The sequence below is a fragment of the Rhodococcus sp. IEGM 1379 genome (assembly GCF_030056815.1).
Classification (GTDB): Bacteria; Actinomycetota; Actinomycetes; order Mycobacteriales; family Mycobacteriaceae; genus Rhodococcus_F.
Genome location: NZ_JASHKR010000043.1, coordinates 1 through 15,911 on the forward strand (window position 1 = coordinate 1; position 15,911 = coordinate 15,911).

Sequence of the window (15,911 nt, forward strand, 5' to 3'; positions counted from 1 at the left end):
CCAACGGAACAAAATCCCGAAGGGCCCGCGTACCGGTGTCGTATAGGCGCAGGGTCACGACCAGCGATCTTACCTGTCGTCGCCGGTTGCCATGACCAATGCGGTGGCCATGGCGGCGATCCCTTCGCCCCGCCCCGTCAATCCGAGCCCGTCGGTAGTGGTCGCGGACACCGAAACCGGGGCTCCGAGAATGTCTGTGAGTACGCGCTGCGCCTCATCTCGTCGTGGCCCGATCTTGGGTCGGTTTCCGATCACCTGCACTGCGGCATTGCCGACCGCGAAGTGGTTCTCCTCGAGCAGCCTGCGAACCTCGGCCAACATTCGGGCGCCGCTCACGCCGTCCCATTCCGGCCTTCCGGTCCCGAAAACAGAACCGAGGTCACCTAACCCTGCCGCGGAAAGCAGCGCATCACAGAGAGCGTGTACCGCTACGTCACCGTCGGAGTGCCCGGAACATCCATCGGACTCCTCGAACAGCAATCCCGCCATCCAACACGGCCGACCGGCCTCGATGGGATGAACGTCCGTGCCCAATCCGACTCGCATCTAGATTCCGTCCTGTGATTCCGCACTCAGCAGTGCTCGCGCCAGCATTAGGTCCAGTGGCGTGGTGATCTTGAAAGCCTGAACGTCACCGGCGGTGGTCCGTACTGAAATGCCCAGTCGCTCGACCAGTCCGGCATCATCGGTTGCCAGATCTCCTGCGGCTGTGACATCGCCCGCGGCGTAAGCCCGCCTCAGAACATCGGCGGAAAAACCTTGTGGAGTCTGCACCGCACGCAACTCCGAACGGAGCGGAGTGCCGGTAACGGTGCCGAGAACATCCACGGATTTGATGGTGTCCGTCACCGGTAGCACCGGAATGACGGCAGCACTGCCCGCCTTCAACTCGTCGACGACACGAGCGATCAACGCCGGCGGCGTGAGTGCCCGCGCGGCATCGTGCACAAGCACGTACTCAGCGTCGCCGGCAGCCTCGAGCCCGGCCCGAACCGAATCGGTCCGCTCCGAGCCGCCCGCGACCACGTCGACGTCGTCACTACGGCCCAGGTCCGCGGCAACCGATTGAACGAGTTCCGGCGGCACAATCACAACAACGCGGTCGATGGCACCGGATTTCCGGAGGCCTTCGACCGCGCGTGCAAGCATTGTGCGACCGCCGAGTTCGACGAATGCCTTGGGCAACGGCTCACCCAATCGCACTCCCCGACCTGCGGCGGGAACCAGCGCTACTACTGACATCGCCAGCTTTTTTATGTAGTCAGTTCAGGACGCTGTCGCAAGGACCTCGTCGAGAATGATATCGGCCTTCTCGGTATTAGTACCCTCAGCGAGCGCGAGCTCACCGACCAGAATCTGACGCGCCTTGGCAAGCATGCGCTTCTCGCCTGCAGAAAGTCCGCGATCCTGCTCACGACGCCACAAGTCACGAACAACCTCGGCGACCTTGTTCACGTCACCGGAAGCAAGCTTCTCGAGGTTTGCCTTGTATCGACGAGACCAGTTGGTGGGCTCTTCGGTGTGCGGTGCACGCAAAACCTGGAAAACCTTGTCGAGGCCTTCCTGTCCGACTACGTCACGAACACCGACGTACTCTGCGTTGTCTGCGGGAACCCGAACCGTGAGATCGCCTTGAGCAACCTTCAGAACGAGATATTCCCTCTGCTCACCCTTGATGGTGCGGGTTTCGATAGCTTCGATCAACGCCGCACCGTGATGGGGGTAGACGACAGTGTCTCCGACCTTGAAAATCATGTGTCACGTGCCCCTTTCGATTCCACTAGTTTAACACGTCGAAGAACCGGCCATGCATCAACTATGCAGGTCAGGGGCATCCTTGCTCGAGCGTAGGGGTTGACAGTGCCTGTAGTACGTGCATTCAACCAGCCACTTCGGTCTGTATACGGCTCCCCGAAAGCCCACGCAGACAACCGTTGTGGCCACCCAGCGACCGGCTCCCGAGAGCTGACTACTACTCTGCCTAGTGGAGTGCGAACCTGACGCCCTGGAGGACAAACCGTGACTGCTATCCGCAAGCCGACTCGCCGAGTCGCTACCGCCATTGCACTGGCTGCAGGCGCAGCCATCGCGCTGTCCGCATGCAGCTCGGGCCAAGTGAGCCAAACCGCCGTCCAGCAGGCCGCTGTGAACGGCAACAGTGCCAACGTCGGTGACATCGCCCTGCGCAATGTTCACATCGCTTACCCCTCGTCCGAGGAGTACAGCATCGAGCCCGGTGGCACCGCCGTGTTGTCGTTCACCATCGTGAACGACAGCCTGGAAACCACCGACAAGCTCGTCAGCATCAACACCGACTACGCCGCGCGCATCGTCGCCGGTGAAGAGGTCGCCGGATTCACCCTCAAGCCGCAGACATCTCTGCAGGCCGGGGAGCTTCCCGCAGGCGCAGCCGCCGAGGCCGAAGCCGACAAGCAGATCGCCAACAAGGACGAGAACAGCGACGCACCTGATGCACTCGCTCTCGTTCTGCTGCAGGACATCAAGGCCGGCGTTCGTCCGGGCCTGACCATCCCGATCACCTTCACTTTCGAGAAGGCCGGTCCGGTTACGGTGCAGGTTCCCGTCGACGCGGGCCCGAAGCTCGAACGCAACGAGTCGGAGAAGTCTCCGGACGTTGCTGAAGCCGGACACTGAGTTTCACGCTCAATCCGAACGATCGAACTAGAGGCGGGGTCCATGTCGGACCCCGCCTCTAGTCTGTCCCGGTGGCCAAAGCTAAATCGAACTACCGGTGCTCCGAATGCAAATCCGTGGTGCCCAAATGGGTTGGCCGCTGCCCCGACTGCGACACGTGGGGCTCGATGTCGGAAGTCTCCGTCGTTGCCCCCGTTGCCAGTCGAGCCGGAGCATCGCTCGCCAAAGCCGGGTCGAGCGCTGTCCTGCCCACAACGCCGGCTACTCCCCTCACCCAGATCGACAGCAAGAGCACCCAGGCCAAGCCCACCGGGATCGGAGAACTCGACCGCGTACTCGGCGGCGGAGTGGTTCCCGGATCAGTGGTTCTGCTTGCCGGTGAGCCTGGTGTCGGTAAATCCACGCTGCTACTCGAAGTCGTATATCGCTGGGCGATGCGGAGCCCCGAGGACCGCGCGCTGTATGTCACCGGCGAGGAATCTGCCGGGCAGGTCCGGCTCCGCGCAGACCGCACCAATTCCGTCCACGAGCGGATGTATCTCGCTGCCGAATCCGATCTCGCGACCATTCTCGGCCACGTCGAACAAGTCAAACCCAGTCTGCTGATCGTCGACTCGGTGCAAACCATGCTCGCGGCCGACGTCGACGGCGTCGTCGGTGGCGTCACGCAGGTCAAAGCCGTCACCAGCGCCTTGACTTCGCTCGCCAAGACCACCGGGATCCCGGTACTGCTGATCGGGCACGTAACCAAGGACGGGGCGGTCGCCGGACCTCGCTCGCTCGAGCATCTTGTCGACGTCGTTCTGCATTTCGAGGGAGACAAGCACTCCACGCTGCGCATGGTCCGCGGCGTCAAAAACCGATTCGGAGCTGCCGACGAGGTAGGTTGCTTCGAACTGACCGACCAGGGCATCAACGAGATCAGCGATCCTTCGGGACTGTTCCTCCACCATCGGGAAGTGGCCGTGGAGGGCACCGCCGTCACCGTCATGATGGACGGCAAACGTCCGCTGCTGGGCGAAGTTCAGGCGCTCGTGGCCTCTACACCTCTACCCACTCCTCGCCGAGCGGTCAGTGGGCTCGACACCGCTCGTGTAGCTATGGTTCTGGCCGTTCTCGAACGCCGCGCCGGAGTATCGATCGCCAAATGCGACGTCTACGCCGCGACGGTGGGCGGAATGCGCATGACGGAACCCGGCGCAGACCTGGCTTTGGCCATTGCCGTCGCTTCCGCGGTGAAAGGAAAGCCGGTTCCGAACGGACTCGTCATTCTCGGTGAGGTCGGACTCGCCGGCGAGGTACGACGCGTCGCCGGCGTCAACCGCCGTCTGATCGAAGCCGCCCGGTTGGGATTCACCAGTGCGATTGTGCCGGTCGATTCCGGCCCGAATATCCCCGGCATGCGGGTCAACGAAGTGTCAAATTTGGGCGAAGCCTTGTCGTATGCCGGATTGCTCGGCGGTAAGCAAGGTTCGACTCGGCCCAAACTCACGCCGGTCAAGTGACCGGCAGGTTCACATCGACACTGTCACATCGACGAGGTTCCGAACGGCGAGGTCGGCACACCGTCCACAAACTCCTGGGTCTTCGCGAAATGTTCCGGAGTGATGGTCAGAAACAGCCCGCGCGAAGTACCCACTGCAACATCAGGATCCGCTGCGGGGCCTTCCACGATGAATGCCTCGGCGGTCGTGTAGACCTTGCGCCTGACAGTGCCTTCGATACGAGCACGAAACTCGAGAACCGAACCCAACGGAATCGGACGGGCAAAGTCGATCTCGAGGTGCCCGGTCACCACCGGCACACCCAGCACCATGCATGCAACGCCCTGAACCTCGTCGAAAGCTGTGGACAGGATCCCTCCGTGGATCACGCCGGGGCCACCCTGATACTTCTTCGAGACCTCGAGGCGCCCGGTCACCTCCAAGCCCTCACCCGCCCGAAAACTCATCGCCATTCCGGCAGGCTGATCGTCACCGCAACCGAAGCACTTCGACCAGTGCTGCGGCAGCTTCTCCCCCGGGGCGGGAAAGAAATCGACGGGCTCGGGCACGGTCAGGTCGTCAGGCAAGGTCCAGGTGCTACTCATGGATAGGTAATCTAAACGGAGAAAAGTCCGCAGCAACCTTCGGACTCGGACATAGTGACGTCAACCTCAGCAGGGAGTTTCTCAATGATCAGTGCGATGGCGGATACCCAGTCGTCGTCGGCATTGCGAGAGACCATCGCTAGGTTGGCTCCCGGCACCGCTCTGCGCGACGGACTCGAACGCATTCTTCGCGGCCGCACAGGCGCTCTGATCGTCCTCGGGTACGACGACGAGATCGAAGCGTTGTGCGACGGCGGTTTCAACCTCGACGTGGCGTTCGCACCTACCCGGCTTCGAGAACTGTCGAAAATGGACGGCGCCGTCGTCCTCTCCACCGACGGTTCGCACATTGTCCGCGCAAACGTACAACTCGTACCCGACCACAAGATCCCGACCGTCGAATCCGGCACTCGGCACCGTGCTGCGGAGCGGACCGCGATCCAGACCGGATACCCGGTTGTATCGGTGAGCCAGTCGATGTCCATCGTCAGCGTCTATGTCGGCGGCATCAGGCACGTCATCGAAGGTTCGGCCACGATTCTCTCGCGAGCGAATCAAGCCGTCGCCACCCTCGAGCGTTACAAGGCACGTCTCGACGAGGTCACCCGGGCGCTGTCCGTCGTCGAGATCGAGGACTTCGTGACGTTGCGAGACGCATTGACCGTCGTACAGCGACTCGAAATGGTTCGACGCGTATCGGTCGAGATCGAACAGGACGTTCTCGAACTCGGTACCGACGGTCGCCAGCTTGCGCTGCAGCTCGAAGAATTGGTCGGCGACAACGACATTGCGCGTCAACTGATCGTCCGTGACTACCTCGCCGGACCCGAACCCATCGAAACCGCGGCAATGGACAACGTGCTCGCTGCCCTTGACCGCGTCACCGACGCCGATCTCCTGGACCTGACCACCCTCGCGCGGGTGCTCGGTTACCCAGGCACGATCGAAGCTCTCGACACTCCGATGACGCCGCGTGGATACCGAGTCCTCATGCGCGTACCGCGACTTCAGTTCCATCAGATCAACCGACTCGTCGGATCATTCGGCACATTGCAGGCCCTGCTGGCCGCGACGGCAGCCGACCTCCAGTCCGTCGAAGGCATCGGCGGACTGTGGGCTCGTCACATCCGAGAAGGATTGTCGCGGCTGGCCGAGTCGTCGATCACCGGCTCGTACAACTGATCGAGCCGGGTCAGGCGATATTGAACGGCTCCGCGCCGCTCCGCAATGCTCCGAGTTGCCCGACAACCGTGTACGCGCCCGCGCCCACGGGGTTGCGCTGCGGGTTCGCAGAGGTGGCGCAATCCGGATTCGACGTTGTGGCGGACCAAGCGACCTTGAATGCGGCCTGCTCGCCCGGTTCGAGGTTGCGGATATCCGGAGCCGGCTGCGGGTAGCAGTCGACGTTGGACCACAGCCGGGTCTTGCCATCGATGGTGTAGACGAGCACCTGTTGAAGACCACCGGCCAAATCGCGATTGCAGCCGGCCGAGCCGATATTGGTGATGACGATAGTGAAGGTCGGTTCCTCGCCACCGGCAAACGTGGGTTTGTCGGCAGTCGCCTTGACCGCGAGGGACGAGTCCGCACACTGACCCGCCGGCACCGGGACGGCACTGGTCGGCGATGTGGTCGGCGATGTGGTCGAGCTGCCCGACGTGGAGGCCGAAGAACCACCCGAGCCGGAATCGGCCGAGCCGCCGTTGCCGCCGCCACCACTACCGCCGGAGCCGTTGCTTCCGGACGGATTGGGAGTGAAAGACACCTCCGGGGTCAGCGAAGAACTCGCGGCCGCAGCGTCCGCCTCGGGGGAATCGCTACCCCCGCCGACGACGGCAGAAATCAACCAGACGATCAAGGCCAAGGCAACGACTGCAGCACCGATGGCCAGCGCCCGTCGACGCCAGTAAATCTGAGGGGGCAGTGGCCCATTCGGTTCCAACACGGTCTCAACGGTAGTTGGCGAAGGCCTGACTACCGGTCAGCTGAGACGGCGTGTCGGCACCTAGGTGAGTGTGGTTCTTTCGATTAGTCGATTGCCTCGCCGATTTCACCGACGGCACCCTGTAAACGCATGTGCCCATCGGACAGTGTGTAGGTGACGCCGACGATTGCGCACGTACCCTTATCCACTTTGTCGGCAATGATTCGAGAGCGCTGCATGATGAGCGATCCGGTTTCGACGACGTGCCGACCTTCCAGTTCATCGACGGTGGACAGACCTTCCTGCCGACCCATGAGAATGGACGGCGCAACACGCTCGACCACGCTGCGGATGAAGCCGTCGGGAATCTTGCCCTTGTCGAGAGCGTCGAGTGTGGCTTTGACCGCGCCACAGCCATCGTGTCCGAGCACGACGATGAGCGGCACGTTCAGAACGTGCACGGCGTACTCGATGGAACCCAACACCGAATCGTCGAGAACGTGACCGGCGGTGCGAACGACGAACATGTCGCCGAGCCCCTGATCGAAGATGATCTCGGCTGCGACACGTGAATCTCCACAGCCGAAAAGCACGGCGGTGGGGTGCTGTTCGTTGACCAGTTTCGCCCGATCGGCGATACCTTGGCTGGGGTGTATCGACGTGCCGTTGACAAATCGCTCATTTCCCTCGCGGAGGGACTTCCAAGCGGACAGCGGACTTGTATGTGGCATTCCAATATTGTGCACCCACCGCGATTGTCCGGCTCATCGGGAAAGGTTTCCGGGTAGGTTGCCCGGACGGGAATCCAAACTTACTTCAGAGTCAGTTTCCTGATACAGTCACCCACTGTGATCTGAAGCACTAAAAACTTCGCCCACAAATGTACGGGGGGGTATATCTGGGCGAGTCCGCAGGCACGTCCTGCAGGACAAGACGGGGAGGGCGATCTGCGTGACCAGACCAGCTGAAAACGACAGTCGCCCGAAAGAAGTAAGTTTCCCGGAAGAAACGATCCCGGCACAAGCCAAATCGAATCTCGTCGCGAACCTGCTCTCCGAGATCGGACTCCTGTTCACCTTCACCGTCCGCGTGTGCTTCGCCGCAATCACGACAGTACGACGCCGGTGATCCGTTCACCGGGAGCTTTTCGGTAGCAGTCGAATTGGAGAATGCCGCCGGAATTGCGCAGGGTTCGGAAGTGGCCTATCGCAGAGTCACTGTCGGCGATGTCGAATCTGTGCGTCTGTCAGCCGAACGAAACCTGGTTGTTCTCACCCTGAACATCTCTGCCGATCGAGAGATCCCACTCGATTCCGTTGCGGCCATCAGTCAGGACACCGCTGTTCCGGTACTGAAAGTACAGCTGTCTTCTGAATCCGACAGCGGCCCTTATCTTGTCGACGGCTCCGTCGTGCCTAATGAACAAACGTCGATACCGGTGCCACTGGGTACGGTCATCGCAAACTTCAATACCACTGCGGACACTGTCGATCCCGCCGACCTTCGGACGCTCTCACGTGAACTCGGCACCGGACTGGGTGGACTAGGTCCGGATCTGCAAGCCCTGGTTGACAATTTTGATGTTATCGCCAGGTCCGTCGCGTTCAACCAACCCCACCTCAACACTCTCGTCGAAAATTCACGCACTCTCTACGCGGCCAACGAGGACAACGTGGCAGCACTGCCGGATGTTGCTCGGACACTTCGACAATTGAGTGATCAGGTCAGGTCTTCGGATCCACAGCTGCGCACTCTGCTTGATCGAAGTCCCACCATCCTCGACAATCAGATACTGCCTCTCATCGAGCAAAGCCGTGAACCGTTCAGCCTCTTGTTGGCGAATTCTCTTGTTTCCAGTCAAATCGTCACGGTGCGGATGCCGGCTGTCGATACGCTACTCGTGGTGTTACCCAAGGGGTTCGAGAAGCTCGGTAGCATCGTCAGGAATGGTCGGGCGCAGCTGGATTACATCACCGCGGTCGGTCCCGTCTGCATCTACGACACCCCACGCCGCACCGTGCAGGATGTCTCGCCGACCACACTAGACAAAGACCGGCACTGCACCGGCCAATCAGGCAAAATCCAGAACCGCGGTTCACAGAATGTTCCTACCGGAACAGGAACAATCGGAGGTGTTGTCGAATACGACCCCGCAGTGGGCACCGTCGCGGCCGGTGACGGCACATCGATTCGGCTGGGTTTGACCGGCGGCCAGAAAACAGTGCTCGGAGACAACTCATTTGCCGCACTACTAGTACAGGGAACACATTGAGCAATCTCACGAAGTCCGATGTCGACGAACCCCCTACCGAAAGTCCGTCCCCCGACGAAACCCAGACCCCAGCACCCGCAGTCCCGAAACGGCGCTTCGGACGGAGTACTCTGCTGGCCGTCGTCGGCGCTCTGGTTGTGGTCTCCGCCCTCGGCTGGGGCGGATACACCACCTGGCAGCACTCACTCGACGAGGAAGCCCGCACCACCGCACTGGAACGTGGGCGACAATTCGCGACAGATCTCGCGACATACAACTTCCAGAACCTCGATCAGAATCTGTCCGTCGTACGGGAAAACTCGGTTGGCGAGTTCGCCGGCCAGTACGCCCAGGTCGCGGCCAACCTCCAAGACATGATCGTTCAGTATCAGGCCACGTCGTCGGCGCAGATCATTTCAGCGGGGCTGGCCGACAGTGATCATGACAGTGCCGAGGTCCTGGTCTTCCTTGATCAGGCCATCACCAACACCAATTCGCCCGACCCCCGCATCGATCGCAACCGTATGCAGCTCTCACTCGTTCGCGAAGACGGGAAATGGAAGCTGAGCAACGTCCAACTGCTCTGATACGCGTCGGCACCTGCCGGTACAGTGACGTCGAACGTCGATGCCAGGTCGATGCGGAGATCAAATTTCCGGGAGTGTGTCAGTCAAGGTGGCAGTCGAGTCTTCTGTCCTGCTGAAATGGTATGAGGCGACGGCAAGAGATCTTCCGTGGCGACGCGAAGGCGTCAGTGCTTGGCAGATTCTGATGAGCGAGATCATGCTCCAGCAGACGCCGGTGGTCCGGGTCGCCCCCATCTGGGAAGAATGGGTGCAGCGGTGGCCGGTCCCCTCGGCGATGGCCGCATCGAGCCAAGCGGAGGTACTACGTGCCTGGGGAAAGCTCGGGTATCCGCGGCGTGCGCTGCGACTACACGAATGCGCGGGCGTCCTCGCGACCCAACATGGAGATGCGGTTCCAGCTGATGTCGATATCTTGCTGACGCTGCCGGGAATCGGCTCGTACACTGCCCGCGCGGTGGCATGTTTTGCCTACGGACAACGAGTTCCTGTCGTGGACACCAACGTTCGACGCGTAGTTGCCCGTGCAGTTCACGGTATCGCCGAGCCTGGAAATCCCTCGAACACAAGAGATCTGGCCGATGTCGCCGAGTTACTACCGCGGACGCGGGAGCGGGCTGCCACGTACTCTGCCGCACTGATGGAACTCGGCGCCTTGATCTGCACGGCTCGGACACCCAACTGTGACGATTGCCCGCTGCCGAACTGCGCCTGGGTGGCTGCCGGAAAACCCGCTCACACCGGCCCGCCGAAGAAGGTACAAAAATTTGCCGGAACCGATCGTCAGGTTCGCGGCAAGTTGATGGCGGTGCTGCGTGAGTGCCACCGTCCGGTCGAGCGTGCGCAGTTGGACATCGTGTGGCCCACCGACCCCGGTCAGCGCGACCGCGCGTTGCATTCCCTGCTCGTCGACGGATTGGTCGAACAGACTGACGACGGCTTGTTCGCATTGGCCGGCGAGGGCAACGCTTGAGACTGCGGCATCGGTCAACGAATCTAATTTGGGCGGATATTTCCCATTAAAATGCCATAAATCAGACATATTTTGCGCGTACCAACTACGATTCCCAAAGCAAACGGATCGTTCCGATATGACCTGTCGGACTGGGTAGGGCCTTCCGAAATACAAGAAACAAAGGGAACACACGAATGCTGGGGCGGGACAGTGAGTTGACGGCGAGCATGCCCGAACGTCGAGCCCTCTCCGAGTTGCTCCCCCGCCAAAGCCTCTTTGCGACATTGGACCGTCGAACCGCACTGACGATCGTGCGCGCACCGTATGGATACGGCAAATCTGCGCTCCTGGCATCGTGGCTCCAAACGCGTAGCACGTCCGGACGCATACCCGTCTGGGTCGCCGCTCCCCATCCCGATTCAAGCGCCGCGGCTTACTGGTCGATGGTCCTCCGCCAATGCAGTCGGTCCGGTATCGCAATTTCGGCCACACCCACCGATTCGTATACAGATCTCGTCGCTGCACTCGCCGAGGCAGAAAGATCCGTACAACTGGTGTTGATCCGTCCGGATCGAATTCCGGACGCCGGGTTGGAATGCCAACTGATCGAACTTGTATCTCGATGCCACCAACTGGATCTCGTCGTAACACTTTCGGGCCTGACACTTTTCCCCGAGCCCTATCTCTTCGAAATCGATCACACACTGATCGGTGCTGACGACCTGCTGTTCCGCATCGAAGACACCCGAGCGCTCTTCGACCTCTCCCACACAACTCTGCTTCCCGGTGAGGCCGAGCAGATCACCGCGACGACGGGCGGACTGCCCGCTCTGGTGCGATCAGCTATTTCCGTCGTCAAAGCCTCTCCGCAACAAGACCGTCGCGAGGATCTTCTCGAACTGAACCTGCGCCGCGCCATCGACAAATACATACACGAGAAAATCCTCACCGATTCCGCCGTCGCCGACCATCGTGAGTTCATCGTGACCTGCGCGACGGCACGAACCCTTGACGTGGATACCGCACGCCATCTGTTCGAGTCCAGCGAATCCCGCGAGCACATTCGCGGGCGCCTCCTTCTCTTGGAGTCCGTCGGCACTCTCTCCCGTATTGAAACCGTGGCCGAGGAAACGTGGGAACTTGCTCCAGCAGTTCGACGTTCAATTCTTGCACTACAGGCGAAGTCCGGAATTGATCCGGCACAACAGATGTCGTTGCTCGCACAATACAGACTCGATTCCGGACGCCACGCGTCGGCACTGAACTACGCAGTCGAAGCACATGATTGGCAACTCGTCGTCCACATTATCGAACATCATTGGGTCTCGATGATCTCCGACAACTTGGACACCATTCGCTCTGCGCTGCAAAGCCTTCCACAAAAAGCCGTCAGGAAGAACGTTGCTGTCAAAGCCGGGCGCGACCTCTACACCATGCACTTGACCAAAAACATCAGCCTCGGCGATACGCTCCCCACCTCTCCGGAAGAACTTCGGGCACTCGGCGCCGGCGATGGCGCAAAAGACGCACTCAGCGTCGGTTGTGTGCAATCGATCATGTTGCGCATGGCCGGCGAATACGAGCAGGCAGCCGAAACAACCCGTCGCCTATCGTATTTGAGCCGTAGCGCTCTCGAGAACAATCCTGATGCCGTGACCGTGCAACTCCCGGTCATGCACCTGCAATGGGGAATCACATTTCAGTTGAACGGAAGGTTCGCAGAATCGACTACCGAGATGCGCACGGCCTACTGGGGAGGCCAGTCGCAGGGAGCCGATTTCATCGCCATCAACGCTGCCGGTAGTGCTGCAATGAACTGGGCGATAGTCGGCGAACCCCTGCAATCGCGGCGATGGACCCAACTCGAGTACAAGCATCCGGATACCCATGACAGGCTCCGATCGATGCTCAAGGTATCCGGACTGGTCGCCCGCACGCTTGCATCGCTCGACACTCTCGACTTTATTGCGGCAGACGAGGCCCTCACCACTCTGGGCCACGCGGCCGAGGAGGAAGAACTGTGGGCCTTTGTCGTCTACGCCCATTGCCAGTACGCACTCGCTCGTCGGGACACATTCTCCGCACTGTCCTTGTTACACAGGGCAGTTGACGTACATCAGAAGCACCTGAAACCGGGTTCGTTTGCCGGGCCACTGATGCGTTCGACCGAAATCGATCTCACCCTTGCCCTCGGGGACGGAAACAAAGCGTCGGCGCTGGCCGCCGAGATCGACGACCCGGCAGACAACCCGTGGACCCTGACCTCGCTCGCCCGACTCCGCCAGAAGACGGGGCAGAACGAAGCCGCGGTGGCACTGTGCCACCAATTCGATTGGGCTGGTGAATCATACCCGCGCGCGCAGATGGAAGCACTCCTCGTTCAGGCCGTCGCACATTGCCAGTTGGGTGAACACCGGCGAGCCGCAGAGGCCTGGTCCAAAGCGTGCAGCATCGCGGATCAGACCGGTAACCTGCGGTCATTCTCGACCATTTCCCTGCCCGACATCGATCAGCTCGAATCCATGGCGAAAACCAAGTCCAGTGCACTCGCACGGTTCTTGAAAGTGATTCCAGCCGAAACCTTTCCGCAATCTCTGCAGATCGTCACATTGACCGAACGTGAACGCACCGTACTCTCACTGATCGACGCCGGGCTGAGTTCGGCGGCAATGGCCGACAAACTCTTCGTATCCGTCAATACGATCAAGACCCAGTTGCGCACGATGTATCGCAAACTCGGTGCGCACAATCGAAACGAAGCCCTCACGCGGGCACGGGAACTTCGACTGCTCTGAATTGATCGACCGGATACATTCTGTAGGTATGAACACCGATACCTGCGTCTTCTGCAATACCGTCGGAGCCGACCAACCAGCGATCCGGATCCTCGAAACCGAGACCGTGCTGGCCTTCCTCGACGCACGACCGGTCAGTCGTGGGCACACGCGCATAGTCCCCAAACGCCATGCGGCAAACCTGGACGAACTCGAAAACCACGAGGGCGCTGAGATGTTCCGCGTCGGTACGCTCGTAGCCGGGGCACGGTCGAGCGAATCGTCCCACGCCACCTCGGAGACAAAACGAAGTTCGCCGCGGGACTGCTGGCCCGGCGAGCGGTCGAACTCGAGCAGGCAGGAGCGTCGATCCGCAGTCAGCTCGCGCTCTGAACTACCAAGAACTCCGTCACGACGTCCCGATAACTCTGCGGTTGATCGTCGTGGACCAAGTGCCCGGCGTCCGCAATACGTACATACTGCGTTCCCGGACGCTGCGCCATCTCACCCATCTGACCGTCCGGCGTGATCGTGTACTCGCCCTCGATAAGCAAGGTCGGCGCAGTCACCGCAGCCCACTGGTCCCAGAAATGCCGCGTTCCCCATTCCTCGGAGATATCCCGAAACGTGGAGACGTCACCGTGGAGGTACCAACCGTCGTCGCGACGAGTGAATGAATCCAGAAAGTATTGTCCGGCAACCGGACCGAAGAACTCCTTTGCCGCATCCTCGGTAGCAAAAGGCTGAGGCCACGCCGATACCATGTGCGCCCAGTTCTCCGCGGTGCGTCCGCGGAAGTCGGGTGCCATATCTTCGAGGACCAGAGCCCGTACCTTTTCCTGATGGGCCGCTGCAAAACACCAGGCATGCAACGCGCCCATCGAGTGCCCGATCACGATCATCGGTTCGTCGATTCCCGCTACTGCCGCCGCCACGTCCTCGACGAACGCCTCCGTCGTCAACTCCTTCGGCGCGGGTCGACCATGCCCGGCCGCGTCAAACGTGTAGACATGTCCGAACTCGCGAATCCACGGCACGTGCCGACGCCATGTTCGCGCACTACCCATGAGGCCGTGCAACAAAAGAATCGGCTGACCCGTCCCACCTTCGTCATACAACACGAGTGTCACCGTACGCGGTGAGCGCGCGCGGTAATGTCGGTTACATGGCAGTCGTGAAGATCAATGCAATCGAAGTTCCCGAGGGCGCCGGCCCCGAACTGGAGAAGCGCTTCGCAGCACGCGCTTCCGCTGTGGAGAACTCCCCGGGTTTCCTCGGATTCCAACTCCTCCGTCCCACCGCGGGCGAGAGCCGCTACTTCGTGGTGACGCAATGGGAGACCGAGCAGGCGTTCGCCGACTGGCGCGACGGTCCGGCCCGCGCAGCGCACTCCGGTGAGCGCGCGAAGCCTGTCGCTTCGGGTGCGTCGCTGCTCGAATTCGAGGTAGTTCTGGACGTCCCAGCCAAGAGTTGAGTGACGATCGTGAAGGATTTCGTTCGCCTGGCGAGCGAAATCCTTCACGATCAGACGCCGTTCGCTGCTATGGTTCGCTTGTAAACGCGATGGTCCGACAGGAATCCGGTGTAAGCCCGGAGCGGTCGCGCCACTGTAATTCGAGGTGAACAACCTCGACAGCCAGACACTTCGGCCATCGCATAGACCTAGGGGACGCGAAATCCCAGGAGGCTTCGATGGCACTCGCCTATTCTCCCGACACGTCGATCGATTCGACTCGTCTCGCTTTCATCGCCGCAGCCATAGTTGTGCTCGCGATGCTGGCTCTCTACGTGGTCGGATTCGACCAGGGCGCAATCTCGCGCACCGGCATGTACATGCATGAACTGATGCACGACGGACGCCACTTGATGGGCGTGCCGTGCCACTAGTCGACAATTTCACGAAGCTTCTGATTCGTGGCTTGTTGGCCGGTTTGATCGCGGGCATCCTTGCCGGCGGTGTTGCGTACGTGCTGGGTGAACCGCACGTCAATGCCGCCATCGCGATCGAGGAAGCCAGCAGTGCCGGCGGGCATTCACACGGCAGCGAAGAAGCACCCCTCGTCACTCGTGACGGCCAACGCGCCGGACTGTTTCTCGCCACATCACTGGCCGGACTGGCATTGGGTGCGATCTTCGCCGTAGTTGCCAACTACGGCCGACGGATCACCTCGATGGCCGGGCCGTTGTTGGCGATAACCATCGCTGCCGGCGGGTGGCTAGCTATCGAAGCCGTGCCCTTCTTCAAGTACCCGGCCAATCCTCCCGCTGTCGGCGATCCCGACACCATCAACCAGCGGACGCTGCTGTGGCTTGCCACTGTCATTCTGGGTTTGTTGGCCGTCACCGCTGCGGCATCTGCCGCGAAAGCTGTTTCAGCTCATGAGTTCCTCAGCGTCCGCATCGCTGCTCCGGTGGCTGCGTTCCTGGTGATCGTCGTGATCGGCTACGTATCGCTACCCACGATCAACGAGGTCGGTGACGATTTCCCGGCAACTCTGTTGTGGGAGTTCCGATTGTCGTCGCTCGCTACGCAGGCGACGTTGTGGCTCGTTCTCGGATTGGCGTTCGCCTTTCTCACCGAGCGCGCCTCGAAGGATGCCGAAATCGCGAAGAAGTTCGCTGTTCGCTGAAGTAGATCCACGAGGTGGGGTGGGTTCCGTATTTCACGGAACCCACCCC

18 protein-coding genes, 2 pseudogenes and 1 riboswitch are annotated in these 15,911 nt (G+C 60.9%); of the genes and pseudogenes, 13 read left to right on the plus strand and 7 right to left on the minus strand.

The window, feature by feature from the left end:
- Positions 1-69 precede the first annotated feature (69 nt).
- The 3 genes from ispF to QM600_RS19905 are packed head-to-tail and all read right to left on the minus strand — an operon-like array spanning position 70 to position 1,755.
- Positions 70-546: a 2-C-methyl-D-erythritol 2,4-cyclodiphosphate synthase gene (gene ispF, locus QM600_RS19895; protein ID WP_283263288.1), complete on the minus strand. Its 477-nt coding sequence runs from the start codon at positions 544-546 to the stop codon at positions 70-72.
- A complete protein-coding gene (ispD, locus tag QM600_RS19900; RefSeq protein ID WP_283263289.1) occupies positions 547-1,242 on the minus strand; it encodes a 2-C-methyl-D-erythritol 4-phosphate cytidylyltransferase in 696 nt (231 codons plus the stop codon). It abuts the gene before it with no gap.
- A gap of 24 nt (positions 1,243-1,266) precedes the next feature.
- Positions 1,267-1,755, minus strand: coding sequence for a CarD family transcriptional regulator (locus QM600_RS19905; RefSeq protein ID WP_094271038.1), 489 nt, complete (start codon positions 1,753-1,755; stop codon positions 1,267-1,269).
- A 264-nt stretch (positions 1,756-2,019) separates the two neighbouring features.
- On the opposite strand from QM600_RS19905, the gene QM600_RS19910 reads away from it, so the two are divergent.
- Positions 2,020-2,655: a copper chaperone PCu(A)C domain-containing protein gene (locus tag QM600_RS19910; RefSeq protein ID WP_283263290.1), complete on the plus strand. Its 636-nt coding sequence runs from the start codon at positions 2,020-2,022 to the stop codon at positions 2,653-2,655.
- 71 nt (positions 2,656-2,726) lie between these two features.
- Positions 2,727-4,160 (plus strand): DNA repair protein RadA, encoded by a 1,434-nt coding sequence (radA, locus tag QM600_RS19915; protein ID WP_283263291.1) that lies wholly within the window; start codon positions 2,727-2,729, stop codon positions 4,158-4,160.
- Positions 4,161-4,183: 23 nt separating this feature from the next.
- On the opposite strand, the gene QM600_RS19920 is transcribed toward radA, so the two are convergent.
- On the minus strand, positions 4,184-4,744 hold the full coding sequence (locus QM600_RS19920; RefSeq protein ID WP_283263292.1) for a PaaI family thioesterase: 561 nt from the start codon (positions 4,742-4,744) through the stop codon (positions 4,184-4,186).
- A 96-nt stretch (positions 4,745-4,840) separates the two neighbouring features.
- On the opposite strand from QM600_RS19920, the gene disA reads away from it, so the two are divergent.
- Complete coding sequence (gene disA, locus QM600_RS19925) at positions 4,841-5,926, plus strand: DNA integrity scanning diadenylate cyclase DisA (RefSeq protein WP_283263328.1); 1,086 nt, start codon at positions 4,841-4,843, stop codon at positions 5,924-5,926.
- 10 nt (positions 5,927-5,936) lie between these two features.
- On the opposite strand, the gene QM600_RS19930 is transcribed toward disA, so the two are convergent.
- Entirely contained in the window at positions 5,937-6,689 is a 753-nt protein-coding gene (locus QM600_RS19930; RefSeq protein WP_283263293.1) for a hypothetical protein, read from the minus strand.
- Between the two features lie 83 nt (positions 6,690-6,772).
- On the minus strand, positions 6,773-7,399 hold the full coding sequence (locus tag QM600_RS19935; RefSeq protein ID WP_283263294.1) for a carbonic anhydrase: 627 nt from the start codon (positions 7,397-7,399) through the stop codon (positions 6,773-6,775).
- A 220-nt stretch (positions 7,400-7,619) separates the two neighbouring features.
- On the opposite strand from QM600_RS19935, the gene QM600_RS19940 reads away from it, so the two are divergent.
- The 7 genes and pseudogenes from QM600_RS19940 to QM600_RS19965 form a co-directional block, all read left to right on the plus strand.
- Entirely contained in the window at positions 7,620-7,796 is a 177-nt protein-coding gene (locus QM600_RS19940; RefSeq protein ID WP_283263295.1) for a hypothetical protein, read from the plus strand.
- 31 nt (positions 7,797-7,827) lie between these two features.
- Positions 7,828-8,001: pseudogene (locus tag QM600_RS29680) on the plus strand (MlaD family protein); the annotation flags it as partial.
- Between the two features lie 30 nt (positions 8,002-8,031).
- Entirely contained in the window at positions 8,032-8,940 is a 909-nt protein-coding gene (locus tag QM600_RS19945; RefSeq protein WP_349307279.1) for an MCE family protein, read from the plus strand.
- Positions 8,937-9,506, plus strand: a complete 570-nt coding sequence (locus QM600_RS19950) for an Rv1363c family protein (protein ID WP_283263297.1) — start codon at positions 8,937-8,939, stop codon at positions 9,504-9,506. Before QM600_RS19945 ends, QM600_RS19950 begins: the two co-directional genes overlap by 4 nt.
- Positions 9,507-9,594: 88 nt before the next feature.
- Positions 9,595-10,476: an HhH-GPD family protein gene (locus QM600_RS19955; protein WP_283263298.1), complete on the plus strand. Its 882-nt coding sequence runs from the start codon at positions 9,595-9,597 to the stop codon at positions 10,474-10,476.
- Between the two features lie 176 nt (positions 10,477-10,652).
- Positions 10,653-13,253, plus strand: coding sequence for a helix-turn-helix transcriptional regulator (locus tag QM600_RS19960; RefSeq protein ID WP_283263299.1), 2,601 nt, complete (start codon positions 10,653-10,655; stop codon positions 13,251-13,253).
- Between the two features lie 28 nt (positions 13,254-13,281).
- Positions 13,282-13,437, plus strand: a pseudogene (locus QM600_RS19965) (HIT family protein); the annotation flags it as partial.
- Positions 13,438-13,609: 172 nt separating this feature from the next.
- Here QM600_RS19965 and QM600_RS19970 read toward each other — a convergent pair.
- The gene (locus QM600_RS19970; RefSeq protein WP_283263300.1) at positions 13,610-14,353 is read right to left on the minus strand and encodes an alpha/beta fold hydrolase; all 744 of its coding nucleotides are present in this window, start codon (positions 14,351-14,353) and stop codon (positions 13,610-13,612) included.
- Positions 14,354-14,397: 44 nt separating this feature from the next.
- On the opposite strand from QM600_RS19970, the gene QM600_RS19975 reads away from it, so the two are divergent.
- From QM600_RS19975 to QM600_RS19985, 3 genes are all read left to right on the plus strand, one after another.
- Positions 14,398-14,706 carry an antibiotic biosynthesis monooxygenase family protein gene (locus QM600_RS19975; RefSeq protein ID WP_283263301.1) on the plus strand — a complete coding sequence of 103 codons (309 nt, stop codon included), beginning with the start codon at positions 14,398-14,400 and terminating at the stop codon, positions 14,704-14,706.
- Positions 14,707-14,759: 53 nt separating this feature from the next.
- Positions 14,760-14,900: riboswitch (cobalamin riboswitch) on the plus strand.
- Positions 14,901-14,924: 24 nt separating this feature from the next.
- On the plus strand, positions 14,925-15,119 hold the full coding sequence (locus tag QM600_RS19980; RefSeq protein WP_283263302.1) for a CbtB domain-containing protein: 195 nt from the start codon (positions 14,925-14,927) through the stop codon (positions 15,117-15,119).
- A complete protein-coding gene (locus QM600_RS19985; RefSeq protein ID WP_283263303.1) occupies positions 15,110-15,862 on the plus strand; it encodes a CbtA family protein in 753 nt (250 codons plus the stop codon). The genes QM600_RS19980 and QM600_RS19985 overlap by 10 nt, the downstream gene beginning before the upstream one ends.
- Positions 15,863-15,911 lie beyond the last annotated feature (49 nt).

Coding starts and splice junctions, on each gene's coding strand:
- ispF (WP_283263288.1), bottom strand. CDS start 546: ATGCGAGTCGGATTGGGCACGGACGTTCATCCCATCGAGGCCGGTCGG.
- ispD (WP_283263289.1), bottom strand. CDS start 1,242: ATGTCAGTAGTAGCGCTGGTTCCCGCCGCAGGTCGGGGAGTGCGATTG.
- QM600_RS19905 (WP_094271038.1), bottom strand. CDS start 1,755: ATGATTTTCAAGGTCGGAGACACTGTCGTCTACCCCCATCACGGTGCG.
- QM600_RS19920 (WP_283263292.1), bottom strand. CDS start 4,744: ATGAGTAGCACCTGGACCTTGCCTGACGACCTGACCGTGCCCGAGCCC.
- disA (WP_283263328.1), top strand. CDS start 4,841: ATGGCGGATACCCAGTCGTCGTCGGCATTGCGAGAGACCATCGCTAGG.
- QM600_RS19935 (WP_283263294.1), bottom strand. CDS start 7,399: ATGCCACATACAAGTCCGCTGTCCGCTTGGAAGTCCCTCCGCGAGGGA.
- QM600_RS19960 (WP_283263299.1), top strand. CDS start 10,653: ATGCTGGGGCGGGACAGTGAGTTGACGGCGAGCATGCCCGAACGTCGA.
- QM600_RS19975 (WP_283263301.1), top strand. CDS start 14,398: ATGGCAGTCGTGAAGATCAATGCAATCGAAGTTCCCGAGGGCGCCGGC.
- QM600_RS19980 (WP_283263302.1), top strand. CDS start 14,925: ATGGCACTCGCCTATTCTCCCGACACGTCGATCGATTCGACTCGTCTC.